Origin of the sequence: Flavobacterium sp. (assembly GCF_965277525.1) — a bacterium.
Classification (GTDB): Bacteria; Bacteroidota; Bacteroidia; order Flavobacteriales; family Flavobacteriaceae; genus Flavobacterium.
In genome coordinates, this window is the sequence record NZ_CBDIDC010000002.1 from 880155 (window position 1) to 892023 (window position 11869).

Sequence of the window (11869 nt, forward strand, 5' to 3'; positions counted from 1 at the left end):
CCTGATTCAGCACAAGAATCCTTCAGGTTTTGTTTAAGTAGTCTGAACACCAAAAATATAACCTACCAATGCTGACGTTGCCATTGCAAAAGTACCCCAGATGCAAATACGCAATACTGCTTTTATCGTTTTTGATCCTCCTGCCTTAGCGGCCAATATTCCGGAGAGTGCCAGAAAAAGTATCGAGAAACCATATTGATACAACACCATATCTTTGATAGGCGCAAAAAAGGCTACCAGAACCGGTAACAATCCACCGGTAATAAAAGATGTTGCTGATGCAAAAGCTGCCATAAGAGGATTGGCCTGTGTGATTTCGTTTATTCCGAGCTCGTCTCTTGCATGAGCTTCAAGCGCATCGTGTGCCATTAGTGCTTCAGCAACCTGTGTTGCTAATTCTTTATTCAATCCTCTTTGTACATAAATATCCCTTAATTCTTCCAGTTCCTCTTCCGGCATAGTCTCCAGTGCTATTCGTTCTCTTTTTAAATCTGCTGTTTCAACATCAGACTGTGAACTTACAGATACATACTCGCCCGCAGCCATAGAAAGCGCACCGGCAACCAAACCTGCTACTGCTGCAAGTAAAATAGGCTCTCTCGAAGCACTGGCGGCGGCAACACCAATAACTAAACTGGTTGTCGATAAAATTCCGTCATTCGCACCCAGAACAGCTGCTCTAAGCCAGCCACTTCTATTGATATAATGATTTTCTACCTCCATAGTTTTAATTTTTAATGTAGTCGGGTCTGAATTTTTCTAATGAAATTACTTCAAAATAGTTTTGGTTACCAAAAGAAGGGCAATAGAATGATTCTAAATTTTGTAAAATGGTTTTGATTCTTTCAACTTGCTAGTTTAATAATTGCAATAATGAGCTGGCTTAAAAAAATAATTGTAATTCCTAAGGGATATTTTTATCTGGCAGCTGTTTTGGTTACCAATATTAAAATCCTAAGGGCAGTATCTCTTAATAGTTGTATTTAATGGAGCAACTTTGAACCTTTGCACCTTTTTCAAAAAAAAGAGTCCCCCAGTTTCATAAGGTTTGAAACTGGGGGACAAATAAAAAAAATAAAACACAATCTTTAGAACGAATATCTAAGTCCAAGCTGCCCTTGGAATCTTGAGGCTAATTGATCTACAGTATAAGGTGACGAAGTAGGTTTTTGGAACGTATATGTTGGATCGCCGGTAGCAACTCCTCCAATATTTCCGGATTTTGTTAAACCTAAACTCGCTGTTGAATTGTATGTATTTGGAACAAAATAACTTCTTCCCCAATCTTTATTGATAAGGTTTCCAATATTGGCCATACTAAATGAGATTTGGAATGTACCTACTTTTGAAACTTTGATTTCATCCATTAATTTCAAATCAGCCTGAATGTTCCAGGGTGTAGTGTCACCATTTCTTTGAGTGAATGTTCCTCTTCTGCTTTTCAAATAATCATTTCCATTCACAAAAGCTTCGTAATCTGCTACTTGTTGCGCTGCTGTTGCAGATGGAACGCCGGTAGCACTCACCCCGATATATTTAGCGGCTTCTGCAGCATCTTTAAAGATATAAGCCAATCCTGCTGCTTGTCCTGTTCCTGCAATGGTTGAGTTTACAAATCCCCATGAAAACGGATTTCCTGATTGTGCATTAAAATAAACGTTAGCAGACAAAGTGTTGTTATCAGCCACTTTTACGGCATAACCTACATTAGAAACAATTCGGTGTTTGATGTTAAAGTTAGAAGTTGCCAATTGAGGATCATTAGGGGTCAGGGATTGGTTCATCTGGAAATTACTTTCCATAGAGTTACGAATACCGTTTGTAACGTCCCTAGAATCTCCGTAAGTATAAGCCACCATAAAGCTAAGGCCAAAATCGTATGTTTTAGAAACCATCTCCGTAATGCTGTATCGGTATCCTTTATTCGTATTAGATAATAAATAAGCATTAGAAAAAGCAGGATTTATGTTAGCAGCATAAATGGGCATTTGGTGATTCGTATCATAAGAAAAATAAGTAGGATTGTCTGTCTTATTCACTTGTTGAAATTCAAGATCACGAATTACTTTAGTATAAATACCTTCTGTTGTAAACTTGTATCCATCGATGATTTTATCAATTGCAAGAGAGTTTCTTAAAACTGCCGGCATTTTGAATTTATTGTCTACTAAATCTGCCTGTACTTTTGGTGTTGCATCATGATATCCATTTAAACCATTATTGGCCAAAGGATCACCAGCTGCTGCAACCTGTGCAGGAGTGAGGTTGTTTTTGTCATAACTTCCGTAACCAACACCATCATTATAATACGCATATCCTAACCATGCAAACGGAATTCTGCCTGTAAATACCCCTGAACCACCTCTTAAAACAAGTGTTTTGTCTTCGTCTACATTATAGGTAAATCCTATTCTTGGTGATACTAGTGCAGTAGTAAAAAAGTTGTTTTTGATTTGGCTTAATGGTGTATATGAATAAGTAGTACCATAATTTGGATCAGCCGGAGAATTTTGAACTTGAGGGCTTAATTTCGGTTTATTTGGTAAATCGGTGTAATCAACTCTCACTCCGGGAGTAATTTTTAATTTATTACCAATTCTGATTTCGTCTTGCACATAAACACTATAAAGGTTTACCTTGAATTTCGCATACGGATTATTAAAAATTTCATCTCTTGTAGAACCGTCAAAAGGATAAGTCCCACGAACACGAGAAGGCAATTTATTGTAAAAATCAGCAAGGGATTTATAGGAAACCCTTCCGTTAAGTGCATTTACAAATCCGTAATTAATATCGTAGAATTCGTTGTGTGTACCAAACAATAAAGTATGGTTTCCTGTTTTGTATGTAACGTTGTCTGTGATCTCAGCAGTATTTTGTTTCATGTTAAAAACAGTTGCTTCACGATCGTTTCCTAAGAAAATAGTTCCTCCGTTATACCCAATTTCTGCCTGAGGAAACATAGCGTTGGCTGATTTAGGATCACGATAATCTTTAATAGCTGAATAACTGGCAAGAAAGGAGTTCGACCATTGACTGTTAAAATGACTTTTTAATTCTAAAACCGTACTAACAGATTGGTTTTTTTGAGTAAAGTCCATACTTGAGAACCTGAAATTTGCCGCATCACGCTCTAAATTTGAAGCTTGGGAAATAACAGTATTGTTTCTTAGCGAGAGAGAGTGTTTGTCATTAATCTTCCAGTCTAATTTATTAAAGAATTTTTGACTTTTTGCGAAGTTATTATAGGCACCATAACTTCCCGGATCAAATCCGTAATTGGTTTTAACGAAGTTTGCAATTTGTTCTGCTGTAGTGTTATCTACTAATGAAGTTAATTTTCCGTTAGAATCTGTTTGTCCTGCATTATAAAATAAAGGATCAGTTCTCTCTGCATATTCCATGTTTGTGAAGAAGAACAATTTGTCTTTTATAATTGGCAAACCTAATCTGAAACCAATTTGATAATCACCAAAAGATTTTGGCATTTTCGAACCGTCACCGGCATTATTAGGTCCCGTAATAGCAGCACTTCTGCCATAGCTGTAAATGGATCCCGTCACTTCATTTGTACCACTACGGGTAACCGCATTCACACTTCCTCCTAAAAAGTTCCCTAATTTAATATCATAAGGAGCAATATAAACCTGAATATCCTGTATCGCATCAAGACTGATAGAATTTGACCGCGTACTGCTTCCCGGCATTCCTGAAGTTCCGGACTGACCCCCTAAAGACGGACTAAAACCAATAGCATCATTGTTTATCGAACCGTCAATTGTTACGTTATTGTATCTGAAATTCGTTCCTGCAAAAGAGTTGTTTGAACTTTGCGGAACTAATTTGGTCACATCCTGAATTCCTCTGTTGATTAACGGTAAGCCATTAATTTTTTTCTCATTAATATTTGTTCCGTTATTTTTAGAAGAAGGTTTAGAACTTGAGATCACCACTTCTTCTAATACATTGTTATCAGCCTTGCCCACTACAATCGTAGGTAAATCATTGTCGCCAAGTGATAAATGTATTTGTGCATTAGAATAATCTTTGGTGCCCGCACTTTTAATTTCTAATTCGTAAGGACCACCGGCATTTAAATTTTCGAAACTAAATCTACCTTGTTTATCCGTTGTCGCTCTGTAAACGGAGTTGGTAGGTAAATGTGTTAACGTAACCTCAGCGCCAGTAAGTGCGCTTGTTCCATCATTTACTTTTGCAGATAAGGATGAGGTCGTAATTTGGGCAAAAATGTTTCCCATAACAAGGAGCATTAAAGCCGAAAAAAAGAGTTTTAGTTTTGTCATTGTTGTTTAGTTTTTATTTGACAAAGAAACTTCCTTTGTTTCGATCAGATTTAACGCTTTTGTTAACTTAAAATCATAAAACTATTCATTGTTAACTTAAAATTACGAACGTGTTATTTTTGTAAAACCGATGGAGCTCTTTAAAATCAATCACTTGCATAAAAAGCTAAAAATTAATAGATTAGATTTGTATTTAAAGTAGATTAGAAAAAGATTAGAGTGTTAAGCAAATGTTACCGATAAAGAAAAACGATAACCTTAGATATGAATATTCTAATGTAAATATGTAGTTTTTTAAGGCAGAATAGGGCAGATTTTTTTGTTCAGTTAACTCGGCGCAAATCCAGCATTAGATCTGAGGAATCTGCGTGAAAGAAAAATCATTGTAATCCGTTGCGATTATTAATAGAAAAATAATCCTTTACGGAAATACCAAAGAAAATGAAGTTCCTTGTCCGGGTTCAGAATCGACTATTACAGTAATGTTGTGAAGCTTGAGTATTTGCATTGTGATAAAAAGCCCTAATCCCTGTCCCTGAATATGCCGTGTAGTATCACTTCTGAAAAAGAGATCAAAAATAGATTCTTTATCACTATCTGATATTCCGGGACCCTGATCTGTAATTTTTATCACAAGTTTTCCTTCGCTGGAAAGGGCAAAAACGTCAACCGGAGTCGGAGCCGAGAATTTAATAGCATTGTCCAATATATTATACAAAGCAATAAAAAGCATGTGCTTGTTAGCATAAACAGAAAGCAAATCTTCATGATCTGCGATGGCATTCAAATTTACGGAGACCTTAGATTCCGGATATTCAATGGCTTTCTTTTCGAGAACATTCCATAATATTTCATCAATTCGGACTATTTCCATTTGTTGCGGTTCAGAAAGTTCCAGTCCTGATAATACCAGGAGGCCGTCTAAGGTTGCTTTAAGATGTAAAGTATCTTTACGCAGCGATTTTAAGATTTTCTCATATTGTTCGTTGGTTCTGGGCTGTTGCAATGAAACGTCAATATCACCAATGATAATAGTCAGCGGCGTTTTTAATTCGTGCGAAGCATTTTTCAGAAAGTTATTCTGAATCATAATGCCACTCTCTAATCTTTCCAGAAGATAATTAAACGTGGTAACCAATTCTTTGATTTCATCTTTGCCACTGGTCTGCGGTATTTCTAATCTCGAATGTAAATTTTCGGTTGTGATTGTGTTTACCTTAGCAATGACTTCTTCAAAAGGACGGAAAGTTTGTCTGGCTAAAAAGGTTCCCAAAAGATAATTGAGGGGAATTCCTGCCAGATAAAACAGAATAAACATAAAACCAAGAATCTCCAATTGTCTATTTCCGGCGTGATCGATTCCTGAAACTACAATGATAAAATCGCCCTGATTGTCTTTATAAAACAGCCCAACAAACTGTCTGTCTTTTATAGTAAAGGGCAGTATTTTGTTTTTTATGATTTCATTTAGATAATGATCATTCAGCGTAACATTTATATTATCCTGTACAAAAAGCTTTTTGGTTTTGGCATCATAAACCCGTATGGCTTCATTATTGATTCGTTTGTACTGAAGCTCAATTTGTTTATAACGAGCGTTATTCAGTTCTTTGATTTCGTCTTTTTCAAAATAAAAAAGCGCCGTTGTCATGGCGTGATCTTCCAGATTATCAAAATAAAGATCTTTCATATGACTTCTGAACAGTAAGAAAGACCCGGCCATAAGAAGCCCGACAATAAAAGCAAAGAGCAAAGTAGAATTGCCTGCTAACTTATGCTTAAGATTCATGACTCTTTTGTTTGAGCATGTATCCTGTTCCTTTTATAGTGTGAATCAGTGGAGTAGGGAAGTTTTTGTCTATTTTATTGCGTAAATAATTAATGTATACATCTACAGTATTAGATGTCGTATCAAAATCGATATTCCATACGGCCTGGGCAATGGCGATTCGGGATAAAGCTTTCTCACGGTTTTTCATAAAAAAGATCAAAAGCTTCAATTCTCTCGAAGAAAGGTTGAGTTCTTTTCCGTCTCTCGAAGCGCTTTGTTCTTTCATATTGATTTCGACTCCGGCATACGACTGAAAATCAAGAATTCCGGTGCTGAATTCCGCACGACGAAGCTGCGCGTTTATTCTCGCTAATAATTCTTCAAACAAAAAAGGTTTGGCCAGATAATCATCGGCTCCGGATTGCAGTCCTTTTACTTTTTCGTGTGGTGTGTCAAGTGCGCTCAGGATAAGAATAGGCACGATTATTTTTCGGCTTCTTAAAACTTCACAAACTTCAAATCCGGTGATATCGGGTAACATAATGTCGAGAATAATAATATTATAATCATTCTCCATTACTTCTTTTATGGCTTCAAAACCTTTGGTAATCGTTTTGACTTCATAAAGATGTTCCTCAAGACCTCTGGTAATAAACGAAGCAACCCGTGGATCGTCTTCGACTAATAATACTTTATTCATAACCGGAAATAATTTGTGTGTTTACTATCATAAATTAAGTAATGCAATAGTCATTAGCGTTTTTTATCGGATTTAATTTTTTACCGTTTAACTCTAAGAGCGTATTTTCAATCATTTGTGCCATGGTATCTAAGGCAAGATCGTTAGGTTGTAGCCCAAATGGATTTTCTAATTCATCCGCAATCGCCTCAAGTGCAACAAAAGTGTATGCTATAAAAACGATGATAAAAGGCGTAATCCATCCCATTGTTTCTACAAAACCAAAAGACAGTAAAAAGCAGTAAATATAAACTGTTCGGTGCAATAAGACACTATACGTATAGGGAATTTGAGTACTGGCGATTCTCTCGCAGCCACCTACAATATCAGAGATCTTATTCAGGTTTTCTTCAAAAGCCAATTGTGTAACGCTGTCTATTTTATTTTCTGCTTTGGCACTTTTGACCCAAATGCCTAATTCTCGTAAAATAATGATGGGCTTGTATTGTATTGTTTTGAGTTGGTCTGCAAATTCCTTTGGTAATAATCGATTGAGATCGGCATCAGGATCCGTTTCTCTAAGCTGATGTTTGAGACTGTATACCAATGCGATCAATAAATTAGTGAAGTTCCCGCGTTTGGCATCATACGCTGTATCATGAATAAGTGTGATGCTTTGCCTGGCAAGAGATCTGGTATCATTGAGTAATGCTCCCCAAAGTTTTCTGCCCTCCCAGAAACGATCATAACTCACACTGTTTCTAAAACCAAGAAATATAGCAAGCGCAATCCCAAATAGCGTAAAAATGGCAGGATTTATATGGAGATTATATTCAATTAGGTAAGGTTTAAAATAGACTACTGAAAAAGAAAACAACAGTAATAACAACAGTCTTGGAAGAAGTTGTGGTAAAACGGAACCTTTCCATTCAAAGAGCATTTTAAACCAGGTATCCTTTTTCTTGATAATCATTGATTGTGATTAAATTTGTTGTGATAAAAGTAAGTAAAATGTAGAATCTCCTGCAAAAAATAATGAAGAATTAAAATATCACTAAACATCAAAAGCCCTTAAATCATTTAGAGGCTTTTGTTCGTATTTGAAGTGAATTTACGAATTATAAATTCTGTAATTTAAAAATCAGTAAAGCAGGATGTCTTTTTTCAGGCAGACAAAGCATTTTGTGTTTGTTGTAGTTTGTTTTTTGTACAATTATAAGCGACTCAGCAGATAATATCATGAAATCATTTTATTGATAAAATAAAATCTGATCACAAAATGACCGGTTATTTTGTTAAATAAATACGATAGAAAATAAATTTAATACTTAGGAAATATGTATCTTTCAAATTAAAATAAAGAAGGTATTATTCATTTTGAATTTACAGCGTCTTTCTCTTAATCGAAATTTACATTTATGAAGCTATTTTTTACCAGAACCGTGTTATTTTTAATGCTCTTAACTTTTATTTCCTGCGAAACTAAAAAGCAAAAAAAAGAACCAAAACCCTATAAAGCAGGTGTGATTTTATCTTTTGATGATGCTTATGTAGACGAATGGTATCAGGCAGATCAGGCATTGAAAAAATACGGATGGAAAGCTACTTTTAATGTTTGCCGTATCGATTCTATTGGGGCGCCACAACTTAAAAAACTTCTTGAAATGCAAAAAGAAGGTCATGAAATCGCAGCACACGGATACCACCATTACAATGCCGTTAAGTTTGTTCAGAAAAACGGAATAGACGAGTATATGAGGCAGGAAATAGACCCTATGATCATTTCAATGAAAAGGTTAGGATTTAATGTCACGACTTTTGCATATCCTTACGGAGAAAGATCTGATGCTCTTGACAAAGCCCTTTCTGATGATTTTAAAATTATAAGAGGAAGAGCCTTTGGAGGAGAAGCACCTGAAAAACAGGACAGTTATTTTAATAATTCAAAAATTGTATTTGCATTTGATATTGACAACAGTCACATTCATTTTAGCATTCCGTATGTGCTGGAATTATTGGATTATGCGAAGAAACACAATAAAATTTTGCTTTTATGCGGTCATAAACCCGTGGTCAACGTAACCGAAAATTATCAGACCAAAATAGAAACGTTAGAGTTTATTTGTAAATACATGAAACTTAACGACCTTAAATTCTATAAGTTAAATGATTTAGATAATTTACTTCCGGAATAATAACAAAGTGCATTGCCAAAGTATACCACCAAATTTGTTATTTTGAGGAACGAGAAATCTCCACAAGTAACTGCAACGAAAATCCAATCTGGCTCCTAGTGGAGATTTCTCGTTCCCCGAAGGGACATGATTGCGGAAACACTTTTTCCATTCCCGATAACTATCAGGATAAAATGATTTTACAAATTTTTAAAATCATTTTAATCCCTTAATCTGTGGCTAAATTCTTTTTCATGTCGAGTAGTAGTTTTTGTACTCTTTATATGCGACAGCTATCGGGAGTGGCCTTTTTTTAAGGTTTTATCACCTTCGATAAAATTCGCGGAATCTGAAGTAAATCATAATCATCCGTAAAAACAATATACTGATTGTACCATGAAGGAGAAAATTTGTCCTTGAAATCCCTAAGGCCTTTGTAATGCGAAAATGATCGTACTCTTTCATAGGCATATTTCATTGATTTTTCCTGAATAGTCTGCGGGTTTTCGATTCCGCTCATAGGAGCCAGGCCAAGATCAACGTAAGTAATATTTTTCGATTTAAAATAATTGAAAAGCGCCACCATCATAAAATCGATGATGCCGTTTGGTGCATCATCTGTCTTTCGGATCAAATCATACGTGCCTTCGTTTTGGGCATAATCCGGAATGACATTCAGGAAAGCAAGAATTTTTCCCTCACTATTTTCTACCGTAATGATGGTTTGGTTTTTGAGTTCTTCCCACAAGAAAATACCCTGAGAAAAAAGCATTTCTTTTCTCGAAGTTTCCAAAAGCCATTGGTCACTAACCGCTTTAATTTGTTGTAGCAAACCATCTTTTACAGGAGCTTCATTGATTATAGCCTGCAAACCGAGATCGGTTATTTTTTTTAGTGAATTTCGTAATGATTTTCTATTCTGGCCTTCCAGATGAAATTCCTGAAGATCAACAATGGCCGACTGTCCCAGAAAGAAGTATTTTTTACCCAGATTCGTGTAGGTCTTTAAACTTGTTTCAGGTATTCGGTAATAAATACTTCTTAATCCAAACTCATAACAAAAAGTGTCAAATTCAACGATACAAAGTTCTTTTTCCTGAGGATTACTGCCAACCGGATTCTCCAGAACAACAGCAAAATTTCCCGATAACCGATAGGAGAGAAAGGCATTTTTACTTTTTGAAATAAAAAATGATTTGTCAAAATAGGTTTTGAAATAATCGAGACTTGAGTTTCCGTAACTGTTTATAAGTTGCGCAGCGGTTTCTTTTTCCTCCGGAGTAGTCGTATTTTTTATTATAGAAGGTTTTACCAGCGTATAAATTAAAAATCCAAAAGACAGCAATCCGCTAATTTTGAGTGAAATCAAAAAATGCATGGCAAAAGTTCCCGTTGGGTGCAGGTTATCACTTCCCACAAGAAAGTAATTCTGAAGTGTATAACGAATAGATTCCGATAAACTAAAATCGATGTTAAAGTGTTTTTTATCAAAGAAATAAAACCCTAAAACACCATAAATCAAAACGGCCAGAATACTTAATAATGAAGTTTGCAAACCAATGATACCAAGTTTTGGACTTGTCTTTACATAGTATTCTTTTCTTGTCGCAATCAAAACACAGATGACCAGAAGTGCAAGAGTTGATTCTTCAAAATCAATTGCTTTGGTCAGATTGCCAATCAAAGAAATTCCGGATAAAAGTATGGCAAACCACCAGGCCATGCGTAACCCTTTTAGCATAAAAGCTGCAGTAACCAATAAAAACAGACCCGTTGTCAATACCAGGTAGTTAGAGGTATGAATGGCTTCTATGGGCAGGAAATCTTCCAGAGTAATAAGTCTGCTTTGAATTGCAGGTGTTACAACAGAGATGATATTGATGATTCCGAGCGTAAGTAAAAGTAAGGCCGGTACCACACGCAGTAAAAGTTTCCGGATTTTCGAAAGAAACAGTATTATTCCTGCAAGCAAAGGAAGCCAAAATTCGAAAACCCTATAGAAAAGTGTTATGGCAACAGCTTCCATATTATTAAAACCATAACGAATTAATAGATATGCCATAGAAACTTCTACAGCACCTAAACCTCTTAAAAAAGGCGATATAATAAGAAAAATCACCGCCACTACATACGCCATTGTTGCAGCAAAAAGAGAAGCTTCAAACTGAAGGGCTTTCATGGCAATGTAAACATGTGCAACACCAACAGCATCGATGACCAGAGAGCACATTACGATTTTAAAAAAGGTAATTCGGTTTATTTTCTGTTCCTGCAGATCAATTAGAAAAGGTTCTGTTTTGGGAAAACTTTTTAAGAGCAGCCTGTAGAATCTGCCTTTCTGAAGTAAAGAGTTAAACAAAAGAACCAACAATGGGATAATGATGATGACAAGACCTAAAACAAGCCATTCATCAATCCCGATGGTTCCGTCTAACAGCGAGAACAGAAACAATGGAATCGCCAAAAGTATAACAGAAACGATACCTACAAATCCGTATAGCGCTGATGCCAGATGAACTTCTGTTTTTGTCGTACCTTTTTTTAATAAAGCGTCCGTAAAAAAGAAAAGGGAAGTAATGCCTCCCGCCGGAATAAAAACGCTGATAAAATTGCGTTTTAAGAATAAAATGTTGGCATCTTTCCAGCTTATTTTAGCATTAATGGCAGAAAAGGACAGTACATACATCAATCCTTGCAAAGAGAGGTAGAGAAGGGTGACAAGAAAAGCAATCAATACCCATTGTGGCTGAGCCGCCCGAATGCTATTTTTAATTTGATACAATTCGTTTTGTTCGCCTTTGATAAACCAAATACCAATGAAAACAAAAATTAGGGTAAGGAAGATCTGACCGGTCAGCTTGCCATTTTTAGAAAAGAAAGCAACTATTTTTTTTTGTAGTAAGCTTAAAGTGGTATTGGTGTTTTTTATTTCTTTCATAGG

The 11869-nt window shown here is 35.8% G+C and carries 7 protein-coding genes; 1 reads left to right on the top strand and 6 read right to left on the bottom strand.

Annotated elements, in window-relative coordinates; genetic code table 11:
* Positions 1-33: 33 nt before the first annotated feature.
* The 5 genes from ACQY44_RS05845 to ACQY44_RS05865 all read right to left on the bottom strand — a co-directional run bounded on the left by ACQY44_RS05845 (position 34) and on the right by ACQY44_RS05865 (position 7727).
* Positions 34-723 carry a VIT1/CCC1 transporter family protein gene (locus tag ACQY44_RS05845; protein ID WP_428229458.1) on the bottom strand — a complete coding sequence of 230 codons (690 nt, stop codon included), beginning with the start codon at positions 721-723 and terminating at the stop codon, positions 34-36.
* Positions 724-1088: 365 nt separating this feature from the next.
* Positions 1089-4304, bottom strand: coding sequence for a TonB-dependent receptor domain-containing protein (locus tag ACQY44_RS05850; RefSeq protein ID WP_428229459.1), 3216 nt, complete (start codon positions 4302-4304; stop codon positions 1089-1091).
* Positions 4305-4725: 421 nt separating this feature from the next.
* The gene (locus tag ACQY44_RS05855; protein WP_428229460.1) at positions 4726-6093 is read right to left on the bottom strand and encodes a HAMP domain-containing sensor histidine kinase; all 1368 of its coding nucleotides are present in this window, start codon (positions 6091-6093) and stop codon (positions 4726-4728) included.
* Positions 6083-6775 carry a response regulator transcription factor gene (locus ACQY44_RS05860; protein WP_428229461.1) on the bottom strand — a complete coding sequence of 231 codons (693 nt, stop codon included), beginning with the start codon at positions 6773-6775 and terminating at the stop codon, positions 6083-6085. Before ACQY44_RS05860 ends, ACQY44_RS05855 begins: the two co-directional genes overlap by 11 nt.
* A gap of 34 nt (positions 6776-6809) precedes the next feature.
* A complete protein-coding gene (locus ACQY44_RS05865; RefSeq protein WP_428229462.1) occupies positions 6810-7727 on the bottom strand; it encodes a bestrophin family protein in 918 nt (305 codons plus the stop codon).
* 445 nt (positions 7728-8172) lie between these two features.
* On the opposite strand from ACQY44_RS05865, the gene ACQY44_RS05870 reads away from it, so the two are divergent.
* Positions 8173-8949 (top strand): polysaccharide deacetylase family protein, encoded by a 777-nt coding sequence (locus ACQY44_RS05870; RefSeq protein WP_428229463.1) that lies wholly within the window; start codon positions 8173-8175, stop codon positions 8947-8949.
* A 292-nt stretch (positions 8950-9241) separates the two neighbouring features.
* Here ACQY44_RS05870 and ACQY44_RS05875 read toward each other — a convergent pair whose 3' ends face one another.
* Positions 9242-11866 carry a phosphatidylglycerol lysyltransferase domain-containing protein gene (locus tag ACQY44_RS05875; protein ID WP_428229464.1) on the bottom strand — a complete coding sequence of 875 codons (2625 nt, stop codon included), beginning with the start codon at positions 11864-11866 and terminating at the stop codon, positions 9242-9244.
* Between the last annotated feature and the right edge of the window lie 3 nt (positions 11867-11869).

Excerpts from the sequence above, each read along its gene's own strand:
- ACQY44_RS05870 (WP_428229463.1), top strand. The coding sequence starts at position 8,173 with ATGAAGCTATTTTTTACCAGAACCGTGTTATTTTTAATGCTCTTAACT.
- ACQY44_RS05875 (WP_428229464.1), bottom strand. The coding sequence starts at position 11,866 with ATGAAAGAAATAAAAAACACCAATACCACTTTAAGCTTACTACAAAAA.
- ACQY44_RS05860 (WP_428229461.1), bottom strand. The coding sequence starts at position 6,775 with ATGAATAAAGTATTATTAGTCGAAGACGATCCACGGGTTGCTTCGTTT.
- ACQY44_RS05865 (WP_428229462.1), bottom strand. The coding sequence starts at position 7,727 with ATGATTATCAAGAAAAAGGATACCTGGTTTAAAATGCTCTTTGAATGG.
- ACQY44_RS05855 (WP_428229460.1), bottom strand. The coding sequence starts at position 6,093 with ATGAATCTTAAGCATAAGTTAGCAGGCAATTCTACTTTGCTCTTTGCT.
- ACQY44_RS05845 (WP_428229458.1), bottom strand. The coding sequence starts at position 723 with ATGGAGGTAGAAAATCATTATATCAATAGAAGTGGCTGGCTTAGAGCA.
- ACQY44_RS05850 (WP_428229459.1), bottom strand. The coding sequence starts at position 4,304 with ATGACAAAACTAAAACTCTTTTTTTCGGCTTTAATGCTCCTTGTTATG.